Consider the following 15,928-nt stretch of genomic DNA (forward strand, 5'->3'; position numbering starts at 1 on the left):
GGCTGCAGATCCCCACCTGGCTCGCTGCGTCTTGCTTTTTGCTGCGTCGCTTCGTCAGCGGGGAGGCGAACTATAGCAAAGGTTTTCCGATCCGTGCAACTATTTTTGCCAAATTATTTAAACTTTTTACGCGACCTTGCCGCAAACCCGCACCAAGCCTGAATTTGGCCCTGAAAAAATTTTTTGAACTTCAAATGCATTCAGCCCACCCCTGGCGGGGCGGGCTGAATTTTTGTTTCAGTGCAGCAATTAATTCAACATAAGCGCTGCAACAAATCGCTCAGATTAGCTTGCCTTGACGGTCAGGGCGCTCTTGACGTCCTTCACGCCGTCGATGGCGGCAGCAACTTGCAGGGCGTGCTGGCCGGCTTCGGCATTAGGCACGGCGCCGGCCAGGGTAACGATACCCTTCTTGGTGGTGACCTTGATCTTCAGGGCCGACACCTGGCTGTCTTCCACGAAGGCGGCCTTCACCTTGGCGGTAATCACGGAGTCGTCGACATAGGCGCCGGCCTTTTGCGCGGTAGGCGACGAAGAAGTCTCGGAAGCATCGGCGGCGTAGACGGCAGGTGCAGCAACCGCGGTCAGGAAAGCGGCGGTAACCAGCGTCGAAATCGTTTTGGTGGTTTGCATGATGATGTCCTTATAGTGTGAAAAAGAAAGACAACGCTTGAAGCGCTACCTGCCCTCTCTTTCGCAAAGGCCGTGCCATGCGGAAAAACCTCAATGAATTCAGCAACTTAGAAAAATCAGCCGCTGTCGGCAGGCAACAAACCCGCCAATATCGCCGATTTTCGTCGCCTGAGAGCGACACCATCCTGCCCTGATCGACTAAACCTTTGATTTATAAAGGCTTATTCTTGTCGCTCTGCGGCGACACCCTCGTCATCTCCGCGGAAAACACTGGGATCGAGACCGTTTTTCTGCAGCAAGCGGTAAAACTCGGTCCGGTTCCGGTCCGCCAGCCGGGCGGCATCAGTAACGTTGCCGTCAGTCAATTTCAGCAGTTGAATCAGATAGTCCCGCTCGAAACGCTGCTTGGCGTCGGCGTAGCGCAATACCTCCAGCGCCGGCACGCGCAAGGCTCGCTGCACCAGCGCCGCCGAGATCAGGGGCGCGGTCGACAGCGCGCACACCTGCTCGACCACGTTATAGAGCTGCCGCACATTGCCCGGCCAGGCGGCCATCATCAGGATTTCCAGCGCATCGGGCGCGAAGCCGTTGAGCCTCTTCTGATACTTTGCGGCAATCAATTGCAGGAAATGGTTGGCCAGCAAGGCGATGTCTTCGCGGCGCTCGGCCAGCACCGGCAGCGCCAGCGTCACGACATTGAGCCGGTAATAAAGATCTTCACGAAACGAGCCGTCGGCCATCGCCGCATCCAGATCGCGATGGGTCGCCGACAAAATCCGCACATCCACCGGCACGGCGTCATTGGCGCCGACCTGGCGCACCGTGCGTTCCTGCAGCACACGCAGCAACTTCACCTGCAGCGGCAACGGCATGTCGCCGATCTCGTCGAGAAACAAGGTGCCGCCGTTGGCCGCCTGGAATAAGCCCTTGCGATGCTCGACCGCGCCGGTGAACGCGCCTTTGACGTGGCCGAACAACTCCGACTCCAGCAACTGCTCGGGAATCGCCGCGCAGTTGACCGCAATGAACGGCGCCTTGGCGCGGCGACTGGCGCGATGGATGGCGCGCGCCAGCAACTCCTTGCCGGTGCCGCTTTCGCCGCGTATCAGAATGCTGGCGTCCGACACCGCCACCAGCCGCGCCTCCGACAACACCTCCGCCATGCGCGGACTGCGGCTGATCAGTTCTTCACGCCAAGCCTCGTCGCCGGCGGCATCATCGCAAGCGGTCAGGCTCAGCGCCTGCGCGATCTTGGCCAGCAGGATCTTGGCGTCATACGGTTTGGTGAGATAGGCAAAGGCGCCGCGCGTGGTGGCATCGACCGCGTCGGGAATGGTGCCGTGCGCCGTCAGCAGGATCACCGGCAAGGCCGGATACTGCGCGCGGATTTCATCGAACAGCGCCAGCCCGTCCTTGTCCGGCAAACGGATATCGCTGATAACCAGCGCCGGCAGCTCGATCGCCATCTGCGCCTGCGCCGCTTCGGCGCTACCGACCGCCGTCACCCGATAGCCGTTGGCCGTCAGCCGCAGCGACAACAATTGCAGCAGATCCGCATCGTCATCGACCAGCAGCAAATGGCGCGGGCTGCTCACGGGCTTGTCCATCTATTTGGCCTGGCCGGGCAAGGTGCGCTCGATGTTCTTGAGCGCTTCGAGCTTCTCGCTCAGCTGGTCCATGCGACGCTGGCTTTCCTTGGCCTGCTGGCCGGCTTTTTCGGCGTTGTCGCTCAGGCGGCGCATCTCGGCGTAGTTGCTCACCAGCAGTTGCGCCAGCGGCTTCAAGGCCGCCGCGTCGGAATCCGTGGCATTCAATACCGCGCCCAGTTGCACCTGCGCGCGCGCCAGATCGTTGGCGTCATGCGTCAGGCCGAGCACCATGGCTTTTTGCATCGCCAGCATGGCACCGCCCTGGCGCGCATTGAGCGCCTGCAATTCGCGGCCCAGTTCCTGCTGCGACAGGCGACGCAAGGATTGGTGATAAGTCAGCAAGTCGTCCATGCCGCCTGCCGTCGTCACCAGCTTGACGGTGGTGGTCGGCGCTTCCGGCGGCGGCGGCGTTGCACACGCGGTCAGCAGCGAGATCAGGAGCAGAGGAAGTATTTTTGTTTTCATGGAAGCGACTCTAGCTTTCGTCCGGCAGCTCAATACGGAAATGCGCCCCGCCGCCGTCGCGCGGCACCAGTTGCACGTCGCCGTTATGCGCCAGCACATATTCGCGCACGATCGACAGACCGATGCCGTTGCCGTGGCGCGCGCCTTGCGGCTGGTTCAGGCCCTGATAAAAAGGATCGAAGATGCGGTGCGTATCGGTTGCCGCCACGCCCGGCCCCTGGTCGACGCAATCGATGCGTACCCGCCCTTCGCTGCCCGACAGCACAAAACGTATCGTGCCGCCCTGCGGGCTGAAGCGCACCGCGTTCGACAGCAGATTGGCCAATACGATCGCAAACTTGTCCGGATCCAGCACCGCCGTCCTGGCGCCGCCTTCCACCTCGACCTTGAGATCGCGCGCCACCCATTGCAGACGCTGGTCGTCAATCACCTTATATAAGAGCGCGCGCAGATCGACCGGCAAGCGGTTGATGCGCTGGGCGTCGAAGGCGACTTCGTTATAGCGCAGCAAATCTTCGATCTGGGTCTGCAGCGATTGCGTATTCTGGCGCAGGATGCGCGAAATCTCGCGCTGGCTGTCGGTCAGCTTGCCGGCCACTTCGTCATCCAGCAGGGCCGCGCCTTCGCACAAGGCCGCCAGCGGCGTTTTCAATTCATGCGAGACATGGCGCAGGAAGCGCGACTTCTCCGCCTCCAGGTCGGCCAGGCGCTGGCGCAACCAGTCCAGCTGCTGGCCGAGCCGGCGCAAATCGGCCGGGCCTTTGACCACAATCGGCTGATCGAAACGATTGTCGCCGAGCCGCCCGATCGCCGCTTCCATGCGCGCCAGCGGGCGCGACAGCCACATGCCGAACCAGAACGCCAGCAGCACCGCCAGCACGATGGCGCCGATCACCTGGAAGGTCAGCATCTTGCGCTGCTGCTCCAGCTCGTCGGACAAGGCATTGTTGCGGCGCTCCACCTCGCGCTTGCTCTCCAGCGCCAGTTGCTCGTTGAGCGCCGGCAGATGGGCAAAGGCTTCGAACAGGGTGCGCTGGTCGAGCTTGCGCTGGTTTTGCGCCGACTTCTGCGCCGCTGCTTGCGCTGCGTTCTGTGCGGAATTCCGTCCTGAAGCCGGCGCCGCCGGCTGGCTTTGGTCCGGATCCGACTGCAGCACGGTCCAGGCCGCCTCGCCGTAGGTACTCCAGGAAGTGAACAGATCGGCCGGCGCCTGCGGCAACGCCTGCTGCAACTCGGCCAGCGAGGACTTGGCCTGCTGCCAGGCTTCGGCATAGCGATCGCGGAAGGCGGGATCGTCCAGCACCAGAAATTGCCGCGCGCTGCGCTCCATGGATACGGTGCGCTCGGCCAGGCGCTGCGCCTGTTCGGTCAGGCGTACGGCCTGCCCTGCCGTCTCGCGGCTGTGCGCCGACATGCGCTCCAGGGTAAACAAGGCGTGCACGGAGGTGCCGCTCAGCAGTGCGGCAATCAGCAGGAATGCCGCCAGCAGCAGCTGACGAAACGACAACCCCGGCAAGACGCCGGATGGCCGGGAAGCGGAAGAATGAGATACCGGTTGTTGCAAAACAGCCTGCTTTAACATGAAATCGTTCTCGCTAGGATAGAGCGCCATTGTAAACAACGACATCATCGAATCAGAAAGCTATCTTATATTCTTTAGAAAATACTTGAAATCAATATTGACGCACAATTAGGACCGCGAACCGCTCCCGAGGTGCCCGCGCGGCCCAAAAACGGCCCTCGTCTGCAGCGCCGACGGTTCCCGTATATCATGGCTGAGGCTTTGGCACGGGTGATTCAGCCGCTTTCACGTCCGCCCATGCCCGCCCGCGCCACCCTCTTCCTCACCTGTTACCCGACTACCGCTCCCATGGAACCTTCGAAGTCCACGGCTACCGCCTCTGCCCCCCATCATCACATCGTCATCGCCGGAGAAGGACTGCCGGACGACAAACGCACGCTCGCCATCATCACGCTGCTGATCGCCGTCGGCCTGGCCACGCTGGATACCGCCATCGCCAACACCGCCTTGCCGGTCATGGCCAAGGATCTCAATACCACCCCGGCCGCCTCGGTCTGGATCGTCACGGCTTACCAGCTGGCGATGATGGTGTCGCTGCTGCCGCTGGCCGCACTGGGCGAAATCGTCGGCTACCGCCGCATCTACATCGCCGGGCTGGCGCTGTTCACCGCGGCCTCGCTGTTGTGCGCCGTGGCCTGGTCGCTGCCCTCGCTGACGGTCGCGCGTTTCCTGCAAGGGCTGGGCGGCGCCGGCATCATGAGCGTCAATACCGCGCTGATCCGCTACATCTACCCGACCCGCTCGCTGGGACGCGGCGTCGGCATCAACACGCTGATCGTCGCCATCTCCTTCACCGTCGGCCCCAGCGTAGCCTCCGGGATTCTGGCGATTGCGCCGTGGCCGTGGCTGTTTGCGGTCAATGTGCCGCTCGGCATCATCGGCCTAGCGATGGCCATCCCCGCGCTGCCGCACACGCCCAAATCGACCCACCATTTTGATATCAAGAGCGCCCTGCTCAACGCCGCCGCCTTCGGCCTGCTGATCCTCGCCATCGGCGAAGGCGCGCACCAGGCCGAGACCAGCGTGGTCGTGGCGGAATTCGTCGCAGCGCTGGTGTGCGGTTACCTGCTGATGCGCCGCGAAGCCTCGCATCCGGCGCCGATGCTGCCGGTCGATCTGTTCCGCCGGCCGATGTTTGCGCTATCGGCGGTCACCGCCGTATGTTCGTTCGCCGCGCAAGGCCTGGCGTTCGTCTCGCTGCCGTTTTTCTTCCACCACGATCTCGGCCGCAGCCAGGTCGACATCGGCCTGCTGATGACGCCGTGGCCGGTAGCCGTTGCCATCATGGCACCGATCGCCGGCCGCTTGTCCGACCGTTATCCGGCCGGCATGCTGGGCGGCTTCGGCCTGGCGCTGCTGTGCATCGGCCTGGTGCTGATGACCTTGATGCCGGCCAGCCCGAGCGTGTTCGACATCTCGTGGCGCATGCTGGTGTGCGGCATGGGCTTCGGCTTCTTCCAGTCGCCCAATCTGAAAGCGCTGATGACCAGCGCGCCGCCGGAACGCAGCGGCGGCGCCAGCGGCATCGTCGCCACCGCGCGCCTGTTCGGGCAAAGCATCGGCGCAGCGCTGGTGGCCCTGTGCTTCAGCATGTCGGCCCTGCACGGTTCGCGGCTGGCGCTGGGCCTCGGCGCCGGTTTTGCCGGTGCGGCATGCCTGGCCAGTTTCCTGCGTCTGCTGACCACCAATCCGGCCGCCTCGTACGCAAAAAAATAAACTCGCGATCCGCCTCGTTTCGCCGCCGCGGACAAGCTGCATATGATTTGCAGTTTGTCCGCGGTTTGCATTTCTGCGCGCGTTTTTTTATTCGGGCATGACAAAAAAATCGCAACAAAATACAACAATAAACAGCAGCCACATTCCGAGAATGTTCTGCTACGATAAGCACATGCAATCGCTGTGCTGAGTCGTCTCAAACCCACGATTCATGCACCTTTCACAGCAGCAACCTTACTAACGCCTCCATCGGAGACCGGCAGTGTTGAAGCGTATTGCACCCGATCAACTTCGTCTTGGCATGTATGTCCAGGAGATCCCAGGCCCGTGGATGAATCATCCATTCTGGCGGGGTTCTTTCAAGCTGGAAAAATACGAAGATCTGAAGACGCTGCGTTCCGCCAAGATCGACGAAATCCTGATCGACACCACCAAGGGCCGCGACATCATAGTCGAAGATGCGCCCAAACCTGCCGCTGCTGCACCTGCTGAACCCGAAGCCGAAACAGCAAAACCGAGGCAGGCAAAAATTTCCATACAGGTCGGCGCCGAACAGGAACGCGTCCAGGCCGCGCGCGTGCTGACCGGCTCCAAAAAAGCCATCATGACCATGTTCAACGAAACCCGCATGGGCAAGGCGCTGGATGTGAAGCAGGCGATGCCGGTCGTGCAGGAAATCACCGCCTCCGTCTCGCGCAACCGCGGCGCGCTGATCAGCCTGGCGCGTCTCAAGACCTCCGACGATTACACCTATATGCATTCGGTCGCGGTGTGCGCCCTGATGATTGCGCTGGGACACCAGCTCGGCCTGTCGCCGGAAGAAACCCGGCAAGCGGGCCTGGCCGGCTTGTTGCACGACATCGGCAAGATGGCGGTGCCGGCCGAGATCCTCAACAAACCCGGCAAGCTGACCGACGAGGAATTCACCTCCATCAAGAAGCACGCACAAGCCGGCCACGCCATCCTGCGCGGCGTCGACGGCATCGGCGACGCCGCGCTCGACGTCTCGCTGCATCATCACGAAAAAATCGACGGCAGCGGCTATCCCTTCAATCTCAAGGGCAACCAGATTTCATTGGTGGCGAAAATGGGCGCGGTGTGCGACGTCTATGATGCGATCACCTCGAACCGGCCCTACAAGCCGGGCTGGGAACCCGGCCATTCGATCAAGCGCATGGCCAACAACCAGGGCCACTTCGACGAAACCATCCTCGAAGCCTTCATCAAGAGCGTGGGAATTTTTCCGACCGGATCCTGCGTGCTGATGCACTCGGGGAAGGTAGGCATCGTCATCGACCAGCATCCCGGATCGCTGCTGACGCCCACAGTGAAAGTGTTTTTCTCGGCGACCACGATGGCCATGCTGCCGATCGAGATCATCGATCTCGCCACCACCCGCAGCGGCGACAAGATCGCCTCCTACGCAGATCCGTCCAAGATGCCGAACCTGCCCAACCTGGAAACCATCTGGGCTTCCAGCGGACTGAACTGAACGGTTCTAATCGCGCACGGCAAACGCGCCCGCCGCCGCCAACTCTTCCAGCAAGGCCACCGTGGCGCAGCCCGACACGTCGTAGGGATTGAGCACGCCGGTGCTCGAATACTTCAGCAGCAGCGAGCGGTTGACCTTGTCCAGCCGCACCTTGCCCATGGTCCACGACGAGTACTGGCGCACGTCGATTTCTTCGTAGCACAGCAAGACCACATCCTTGTGCCGCTTGTCCTGCAACAGGCGCGCGTACAACTGATTGATCTGATCGCGCCCGCCTTCCAGCGCCTGCACAAAAACATCGTCGCTGTGGCACAGCACGCCGGTGATGCCGTTGACGGGATTGTGGCGGCGCGCCGTCGCCAGGATGGCGTCGACCGATTCCTGGGTGATGGATTCACAGGCGCGGCTTGCGTAAATCAGACGGACCAGCATGATGCTTCCTTTCGGCTTGCAGATTTGCTACGGAAAAATAACCCTGCTTCTTTCCTGACTTGTTTCCTGGCTTACTTCCTGATCAGCGCCAAAAATTCGCGGCGCAGATTGGCGTCGCGCAGGAAAGAGCCGCGCATGACGCTATTGATCATCTTCGACTCGGTGTCCTTGACGCCGCGCCAGTGCATGCAAAAGTGATCGGCTTCCATCACGATCGCCAGGCCGTCCGGCTGCAGCTTTTGCATCAGCAGATCGGCGACCTGCGACACGGCTTCTTCCTGAATCTGCGGACGGCTCATGATCCATTCGATCAGGCGCGCATACTTGGACAAGCCGATCAGATTGGAATGTTCGTTCGGCATCACGCCGACCCAGACCTTGCCCATGATCGGGCACAGGTGATGCGAGCAGGCGCTGCGCACCGTGATCGGACCGACGATCATCAGTTCGTTGAGGCGTTCGATATTCGGGAATTCGGTCACCGGCGGCGGCGCCTGATAGCGGCCGCGGAACACTTCCTGTACATACATCTTGGCCACGCGCTTGGCGGTGTCCTGGGTGTTGTGGTCGCTCTCGACATCGATCACCAGGCTCTCGAGCACGCCGGCCAGCTTGGCCTGCACTTCAGCCTGCAGGGCCTCCAGCTCGCCGTCCTTGATGAATTCGGCAATATTGTCGTTGGCGTGAAAACGTACGCCGGCCGCCTTGATGCGCGCGCGGATACGCGCCGACACTAATTCGGAAACCAGTTCGTCGTGCACGCTTGGTCGTGGTTGGTCTGTTGCCATTGTGGAATTGTGCGCGACGGCACAGTGCGAATGAAATTGTCGACATTATGCCCCGAAACCGGGCTTTCATTTGCGAGCCGTGGAGATGCCGCCTCCACCATAGACGCCCGCCGCATATCGACATGCGGAAACAGTCCTTAATTCCGCGCCGCGCCGGTGCTATCGTCAGCGACCATCCTTTCACTCGTCGCTGGAAACCCATGTCCGTCCCACTTTTCAAGCGCGCCCTCGGTGCGCTGTTTGCGCTCAGTCTCAGCCTGTCGGCCGCTGTCACCTCCTCCCATGCAGCCGCGCCTGCCGCTTCCTATCCCAAGGAGTTCCGCATCGGCTATCAGAAAGGCAACAGCCTGGTCATCCTCAAGGCCAGCGGCGAGCTCGAAAAAGCCCTCGCGCCCAACGGCGTCACCGTCAAATGGTTCGAATTCCCCTTCGGCCCGCCGATGGTGGAAGCGCTCAACGCCGGCGACATCGATCTCGGCTTCGTCGGCTCGACACCGCCGGTGTTCGCCCAGGCCGGCGGCGCGCCGGAGATCCGCTACGTCGGTTACGCCGCTGCCTATAAGGACAACTACGCCGTCGTGGTGCCGAAGGAATCCGCCGCGCGCCGCATGAAAGACCTGCAAGGCAAGAAGATCGCCGTCGCCAAAGGGTCGGCCGGCCAATACCTGCTGCTCAAGGCGCTGGAACAGGACGGCATGAAGCCCGACGACATCGTCTTCGCCTACCTGCAATACAGCGAAGCGCGCTCCGCCTTCGAACGCGGCGACGTCGCCGCCTGGGTCGTGCCCGATCCGCGCCTGGCCGACATCGAGCAGAACATCGGCGCGCGGCCGCTGGTGACCGCATCGAAACTGGCGCCGCAATACAGCTTCTATGTCGCGCCGGCAAAGTTCGCCGCGACCTATCCGGCCATCCTGCGCATCACGCTCGACAAACTCAACGACACCGAGCAATACGCCAAGGATCATGCCGACGAAACCGCGCGCTTCCTCGAAAAGGACACCCGCGTGCCGCAAAAAACCTGGCAGCTCGCCCTGACGCGCCAGGCCTGGGGCGTGGCCTACCCGCTGCCTCCCAACATCGTCGAGTCGCAACAGGAAGTCGCCAACACCTTCTTCCGCTACAAGCTGATTCCCAAGGCCGTGCAGATCAGGGACGCCTCGGTGTCCGTCAAATAATTCAATAGCGAGTTCGCCATGTCATCCTCACCCTCCAAACAAATGCACCTCGGCGCCTTCCTCATGTCGGTCGGCCATCACGCCGCCGGCTGGCGCTTTCCCGGCGTCGATCCGGCCAACACCATGAACCTGGCCTACTACAAGAAGCTGGCGCAGACCGCCGAGGCGGGCAAGTTCGACCTGATCTTCTTTGCCGACCGGCTGGCGATTTCCGACCGCTACGACAACCGTTTCGACACCACCGTGCGCTACCTCGCGCAGGCGCGGCCGGAACCGATCTCGCTGCTGGGCGCACTCGGCGCCGTCACGGAAAAAATCGGCCTGGCCGCTACCGCCTCCACGACCTATAACGAACCGTTCTTCCTGGCGCGCGCCTTCGCCACGCTGGACCACCTCACCGGCGGACGCATCGCGTGGAATATCGTCACCTCGACCAACGACGGCGAAGCGCTCAACTTCAGCAAGCAGGAACATCTGGAACACGAAACCCGCTACGGCCGCGCGCATGAATTCCTCGATGTCGTGACGAAGTTGTGGGACAGCTGGGAGGACGATGCGCTGGTGCTCGACAAGGAAAACGGCGTCTACGCCGATCCGTCAAAAGTCCACTACCTGCATCACAAGGGCGACTGGTTCGGCGTGCGCGGACCGCTCAACGTGACGCGTCCGCCGCAAGGCCACCCGGTGCTGATCCAGGCCGGGTCATCGGATACCGGGCGCGACTTTGCCGCGCAGACGGCGGAGGTGATTTTCTCTTCGCAGCCGCAGATCACGGCAGCGCGTGAATTCCGCAACGACATCCATGCCCGCGTCCTCAAATACGGCCGCACGCCGGACAGCATCAAGATCCTGCCAGGCGTGATGCCGATCATCGGCGCCACGCAGGCCGAAGCCGAAGAAAAGCTGCGCCATCTGGAAGACCTGGTGCACCCGCTGGGCGGACTGGCCTTGCTGTCCGACAGCATGAACCACAACCTGTCGGTGTATTCGCTGGATGAGCCGCTGCCGGAGCTGAAAGAGATACGCGGCAACCAGAGCCGCTACAAGCTGGTGCAGGAAATGGCCAAGCGCGACAATCTGACGCTGCGCCAGCTCGGCAAACGCTTCGGCGGCAGCCGCTCGCACCGCGTAGTGGCCGGCACCGCCGAACAGATCGCCGACAACTTCGCCGAATGGTTCAACAGCGGCGCCTGTGACGGCTTCAACCTGATGCCGGCTTACCTGCCCGAATCGCTGACCGACTTCGTCGAACAGGTGGTGCCGATTTTGCAGGAGCGCGGCCTGTTCCGCCGCGAATATGAGGGCGACACGCTGCGCCAACATTTGGGGCTGGCGCGTCCGCGGAATCGTTTTACCTGAGTGTTTTGCCTGGGCGTTGCTCAGGCCTTAAAACGTTTCCCAATCGCCGTCGCCGGCCGGCACTCCGGAAGCAGTACTCGCCAATGCGGGCGCCCGTGCAGATGCAGACGCTCGTGCAAGCTTGCGCACCGCCGGTGCAGCGACGCGTGGAGCAATCGCAGCTGCCGAAGTCGCCGGCTTCGCCAACCGCGGCGCATCGTGCGCAAAGTCTCGAGAACCAAGACGGAACACCCCCACCACCTGCGCCAGGTTGGCCGACTGATCCTGCAGCGACTGCGCAGCGGCGGCGGCCTGCTCGACCAACGCCGCATTCTGCTGGGTCACTTCATCCATGTGCGTGATGGCCTGGTTGACCTGCTCAATGCCTGAGCTTTGCTCCTGGCTGGCGAAGCTGATTTCACCGACGATGTCGCTCACCCGTTTAACGCTGGCGACGACTTCATCCATCGTGCTGCCGGCCTGTTCGACCAGCTTGCTGCCCATGTCGACTTTCTCGACCGAGTCATCGATGAGGGCCTTGATTTCTTTCGCGGCGCCGGCCGAACGTTGCGCCAGGCTGCGCACTTCGCTGGCGACGACCGCAAAACCGCGGCCCTGCTCACCGGCACGCGCTGCTTCCACCGCGGCATTGAGCGCCAGGATGTTGGTCTGGAAGGCAATGCCGTCGATCACACTGATGATGTCGACGATCTTGCGCGACGATTCGCTGATGGAACCCATGGTCGTCACCACCTGCGCCACCACCGAGCCGCTGTGCGTGGCGACGTCGGAAGCGGTCGCCGCCAGCTGATTGGCCTGGCGCGCATTCTCGGCATTCTGTTTGACGGTGGACGTCAGCTGTTCCATGGTGGCGGCGGTCTCTTCCAGCGAACCGGCCTGCTGCTCGGTGCGGCTGGACAGGTCGAGGTTGCCGCTGGCGATTTCGCTCGATGCCGTGGCGATGGTGTCGGCGCCGGTACGCACTTCCGAGACGATGGTGGTCAGGCTGCCGTTCATCTCTCGCAACGCCATCAGCAACTGGCCGATCTCGTCTTGCGAACTCACTTCGACATGGCTGCTGAGGTCGCCGGCGGCAACGCTCTGCGCCACCTGCACCGCGTGATTGACCGGGCGTGTGATCGAACGCGTGATCCAGAACGCAAAACCGCAGGCCAGCACCACGGCGATCGCCGCCATGCTCAGCATGATGGCGGTCTTGCTGTGATAGAGATCGCTGGCCTCGGTGCTGCTCTTGGCCATCACGATGGAGCCGCCCTTGATAAAGCCTTTGACGCGGTTGATGTAATTCTGCTGGTCGGTGCGCAATGACGTCAGCAACAACTGCGACGCATCCATGGTGGCGCCGGTGGAGGCCAGCTTGAGGAATTCCTTCTGACCGTTTTCATAGGTTGCGCGCAAGGCGGATATCTCGCCGAAAGACTTGCGCCCCATGTCGCTCGACAGCATTTGCTGGAGCGTGGCGAGATTGGCGTTGATACCCTTTTCACCGTCTTCGATGCGCTGGATTTCCTTGAGCAAGGTATCGTGATCGTCAATCAGCAGGATGTTGCGCATGGCAATCGCGTTGTCGCTGATCTGCAGCACGATGTCGTTGGCGACCACCACTTGCGGATAGCGGTTCTTCACGATCAGCTGCGTGCCGTCATGTAAGGCACCGAGGCTTTGAATGCCGAGGCCGGTGATGCCGATCAGCAGCAGTACCACCAAACCGAACGCGAGACCCAGACGCGTACCAAGTTTCAAATTAGTCATCTTTTTCTTTCCCCCAAAAACAAACCGGCGCCGGGATGTCGGTCGGCGCCGGGTTGCTTGCTACATTGACTGCAACTTAGAACGAGTGATGCATACCCAAGGTCGTCACCATCTGACCGGAGCCGCCTGACACGCCGGTCGCACCGCCTGCACCGGTACCGTTCATGACGGCGAACTTCGCATCGCCGCCTGCACGCTGGTAGGCCACTTGCGCATACAGCTCGGTGCGCTTGGACAAGGCGTGCACATTGCTCAGGCTGACGGTGTTCCAGCGCGCGCCTTCCAGCTTGGACAAGCTGTAGCCGACGTTCAGCGTGTCAGCTGTTGCATAGCGCCATGCCGCACCCAGGTCAAAGTTCTTCTGCTTCGGCGTCTGACCGCTAGGCAACGCGATCTTGACTTGCGTGTAGTCGGTGTTCAGACGCACGTTGCCGATGGTGTAGCCGATGCCGCCGGCGGTGGTCGTCAGGCTGTTGAAGACGGTCGCTGCAGTACCCAGACCGACGCTCGAGAGGAAAGCGCCTGCATAGCCGGCGGCGCGGTTGTTCAGCTTGGAATAAGCGAACGCTGCGCGCAATGGGCCATTGGTGTAAGTCGCGCCGGTGCTGATGTTGCGGCCGTTGCCGCTGTCGCCTGCCACTTCGCCGAAACCGTACATGGCGCTGGCCTGAAAGCCCGACCAGGTCGGCGTGGTGTAGCGCACCGCATTGTCGGACTGATAGGTGTTGGCCAGGCTGTCCAGGTTACCCGGGTGGAACAGATACCAGTTGGTCAGCTGATAGCCGTTGGACAGCTTGCCGACGTATTCGAACACGATGTCAGGCATGTGGCCCATCACCACCGCGCCAAAGTCGCCGGACAGGCCGACGGTGCTGTAGCGGTTGAACAGTTTGCCGGCTGTCGGCTGGGCGCCGGTATCGGTGTAGAAGCCGGTCTCCAGCTGGAAGTTGGCCTTCAGGTTGCCGCCCAGGTCTTCGCTGCCGCGGAAGCCGATACGGTCCGGTTGCATGGTGCCCTGGTCCAGGCGAGTGACGGAACCGCCGCCGAGGTTGTTGATGTATGCCACGCCTGCGTCCAGACTACCGTAGATCGTCACGTTGCTCTGGGCGAATGCGCTTGCCGCGAAGCCTGTGGCGGCGACGGCAAAGAGTACCTTCTTCATGAAAAACTCCCCTTCAATTAAGCACGGCTGACGCCGCGTTCACTGCTCTCATCTGCCCCGCGCCGATGAAAGGTGAATCCCTGTAACCTGCCCAAGCTCCTACTGCGAGGCCATGATCTGGCGTCGTCCGGTGCTCGAAATCCTCGTGTACCCGAGTACACTCCGGTTTCTCCGCTCCGGGCGCCACCAGCTGATGGCCTCTCGCTACGGACCTTGAACAGGTTCGCGGAGCGTTGAATCAGGTCTTTGTTTCACCCATGAATCAACGTTCCACAAAAATGTTCGGGCTCAAAAAAATGCCCGGCGCTTGCGGGCATTTTTGGGAGCGCTTAAGTACTACAGATCCAACACCAGGCGGCGTCCTTTACAGCCTGAAACGCACACCATCATCATCTTGTTCGAGGCCTTCTCGGCCTTGCTCAGCACGCCGTCGCGATGTTCCGGCTCGCCTTCGAGCACCTTGGTTTCGCAGGCGCCGCAAACGCCTTCGCGGCAGCTGTGGTCGACATCAAGGCCCGCATCGAGCAGCGCGTCCAGCAAGGATTTACCGGCCGGCACGGTCACTGACTTTTTGCTGCGCGCCAGTTCGGCGACGTATTCATCGCCTTGCACGGCGGCGACGTTTTCCGCTGCGGCGAAACGTTCGATGTGGACGTTGGGCAGATCGAGTTCGGCGCAGATCGCTTCGAAGGCGTTCAACATCGGCGTCGGGCCGCAGCAATAGAAATGCGCGTCCTTCGGCTTGCTCGCGAGGAAAGCGCGCAGGTCTGGCGGCGCGCCTTTCTCGGCGTCGAAATGGCTGCTCACGCCCGGCTGTTGCAACAGCTCGTTGGCGAACGCCGCTTCGGCACGCGAGCGCGCGCAGTACAGCAGCTCGGCCGATTTACCCTTGCCGCGCAGGTAATTCAGCATGCAGGAGATCGGCGTGATGCCGATGCCGCCGGCGATCAGCACCGAATGCGCGGCGCTCTCGTCGACCGGGAAGTTGTTGCGCGGCGCGGAAATCGTCAGCGTCGCACCGACGCGCAACTGTTCGTGCACATAGCGCGAACCGCCGCGGCTGTTGCGGTCGTTGAGCACGCCGACTATATAGCGATGCTGCTCGGCGGGCGAGTTCAGCAGCGAATAGCTGCGCACGATGCCGTTGCCCAGATGCAGGTCGATATGCGAACCGGCTTCGAAGGCCGGAAGCGCGGCGCCTTCAGGCGACACCAGCTCGACGCTGACGATGCCCTGCGCTTCGAAGCGCATGGCCTGGACACGGACGGAAAGAAGAGAGCTGCTCATAAAAAATCCAAATCAGGAAACTGCTTGCTGCAAATCGATATCGAGCCGCGCGAACGCATCGATCTCGACCGTCAATTCCGGAAACACCAGACCGCTGACTTCCACCAGCGTCGAACACGGATAAGGAGCTTTGAAGAAATCGCGGCGCGCGCGGCCGACTTCATCCTTGTCCGCGATGTCCTTCACATAAATCACCAGCTTGTAGATGCTGCCCAGCGTGCCGCCGGCGGCTTCCACCAGATCGCGTACCTTGCCCAGCACCACCAGCGTCTGCTCGTAGGTCGACAGAACGCTGTTGCGCGAAGCCGGATGCGCGGTCATGCCCGACATCGCAATCTCATTGCCGATCACCAGGCAATTCGACCAGGTCGCGGTGGCCAGTTCGGCCACCTTGTCGGTTTTGATGTGACGGACTGTGGTCATCTGCGCAGTC

15 protein-coding genes are annotated in these 15,928 nt (G+C 61.8%); 5 read left to right on the forward strand and 10 right to left on the reverse strand.

Annotation, left to right across the window (positions count from 1 at the left end):
- Nucleotides 1–263 (forward strand): hypothetical protein (locus AKL25_RS24570; protein WP_205627302.1); only part of this gene is annotated, 263 nt, incomplete at its 5' end.
- A gap of 22 nt (nt 264–285) precedes the next feature.
- Here the strand turns inward: AKL25_RS24570 and AKL25_RS22825 are convergent.
- From AKL25_RS22825 to AKL25_RS22840, 4 genes are all read right to left on the reverse strand, one after another.
- Nucleotides 286–633 (reverse strand): BON domain-containing protein, encoded by a 348-nt coding sequence (locus AKL25_RS22825; protein WP_050480004.1) that lies wholly within the window; start codon nt 631–633, stop codon nt 286–288.
- 221 nt (nt 634–854) lie between these two features.
- Nucleotides 855–2,240 carry a sigma 54-interacting transcriptional regulator gene (locus tag AKL25_RS22830; RefSeq protein ID WP_050480005.1) on the reverse strand — a complete coding sequence of 462 codons (1,386 nt, stop codon included), beginning with the start codon at nt 2,238–2,240 and terminating at the stop codon, nt 855–857.
- Complete coding sequence (locus AKL25_RS22835) at nt 2,241–2,747, reverse strand: hypothetical protein (protein ID WP_050480006.1); 507 nt, start codon at nt 2,745–2,747, stop codon at nt 2,241–2,243.
- A 10-nt stretch (nt 2,748–2,757) separates the two neighbouring features.
- Nucleotides 2,758–4,329 carry a sensor histidine kinase gene (locus AKL25_RS22840; RefSeq protein WP_050480032.1) on the reverse strand — a complete coding sequence of 524 codons (1,572 nt, stop codon included), beginning with the start codon at nt 4,327–4,329 and terminating at the stop codon, nt 2,758–2,760.
- Nucleotides 4,330–4,617: 288 nt separating this feature from the next.
- Between AKL25_RS22840 and AKL25_RS22845 the strand changes: the two genes are divergently transcribed.
- Nucleotides 4,618–6,045, forward strand: a complete 1,428-nt coding sequence (locus AKL25_RS22845; RefSeq protein ID WP_050480007.1) for an MFS transporter — start codon at nt 4,618–4,620, stop codon at nt 6,043–6,045.
- A gap of 262 nt (nt 6,046–6,307) precedes the next feature.
- Nucleotides 6,308–7,537, forward strand: coding sequence for an HD-GYP domain-containing protein (locus AKL25_RS22850; protein WP_050480008.1), 1,230 nt, complete (start codon nt 6,308–6,310; stop codon nt 7,535–7,537).
- 6 nt (nt 7,538–7,543) lie between these two features.
- On the opposite strand, the gene AKL25_RS22855 is transcribed toward AKL25_RS22850, so the two are convergent.
- A complete protein-coding gene (locus AKL25_RS22855; protein ID WP_050480009.1) occupies nt 7,544–7,969 on the reverse strand; it encodes a BLUF domain-containing protein in 426 nt (141 codons plus the stop codon).
- Between the two features lie 71 nt (nt 7,970–8,040).
- A complete protein-coding gene (folE, locus tag AKL25_RS22860; RefSeq protein WP_050480010.1) occupies nt 8,041–8,757 on the reverse strand; it encodes a GTP cyclohydrolase I in 717 nt (238 codons plus the stop codon).
- Between the two features lie 200 nt (nt 8,758–8,957).
- Here folE and AKL25_RS22865 point away from each other — a divergent pair, with 200 nt between their 5' ends.
- Both AKL25_RS22865 and AKL25_RS22870 read left to right on the forward strand, forming a co-directional pair.
- On the forward strand, nt 8,958–9,935 hold the full coding sequence (locus AKL25_RS22865) for an aliphatic sulfonate ABC transporter substrate-binding protein (RefSeq protein ID WP_050480011.1): 978 nt from the start codon (nt 8,958–8,960) through the stop codon (nt 9,933–9,935).
- 18 nt (nt 9,936–9,953) lie between these two features.
- On the forward strand, nt 9,954–11,294 hold the full coding sequence (locus AKL25_RS22870) for an LLM class flavin-dependent oxidoreductase (RefSeq protein ID WP_050480012.1): 1,341 nt from the start codon (nt 9,954–9,956) through the stop codon (nt 11,292–11,294).
- A gap of 27 nt (nt 11,295–11,321) precedes the next feature.
- Here the strand turns inward: AKL25_RS22870 and AKL25_RS22875 are convergent, their stop codons facing one another.
- The 4 genes from AKL25_RS22875 to AKL25_RS22890 form a co-directional block, all read right to left on the reverse strand.
- Nucleotides 11,322–13,046 (reverse strand): methyl-accepting chemotaxis protein, encoded by a 1,725-nt coding sequence (locus AKL25_RS22875; RefSeq protein ID WP_050480013.1) that lies wholly within the window; start codon nt 13,044–13,046, stop codon nt 11,322–11,324.
- Nucleotides 13,047–13,122: 76 nt separating this feature from the next.
- The gene (locus tag AKL25_RS22880; protein ID WP_050480014.1) at nt 13,123–14,208 is read right to left on the reverse strand and encodes a porin; all 1,086 of its coding nucleotides are present in this window, start codon (nt 14,206–14,208) and stop codon (nt 13,123–13,125) included.
- 336 nt (nt 14,209–14,544) lie between these two features.
- Nucleotides 14,545–15,495, reverse strand: coding sequence for a PDR/VanB family oxidoreductase (locus tag AKL25_RS22885; RefSeq protein ID WP_050480015.1), 951 nt, complete (start codon nt 15,493–15,495; stop codon nt 14,545–14,547).
- A 12-nt stretch (nt 15,496–15,507) separates the two neighbouring features.
- A complete protein-coding gene (locus AKL25_RS22890) occupies nt 15,508–15,918 on the reverse strand; it encodes a RidA family protein (protein ID WP_420840728.1) in 411 nt (136 codons plus the stop codon).
- Nucleotides 15,919–15,928: the final 10 nt, after the last annotated feature.

This window comes from Herbaspirillum rhizosphaerae, from assembly GCF_001189965.1.
GTDB lineage: Bacteria > Pseudomonadota > Gammaproteobacteria > Burkholderiales > Burkholderiaceae_D > Herbaspirillum > Herbaspirillum rhizosphaerae.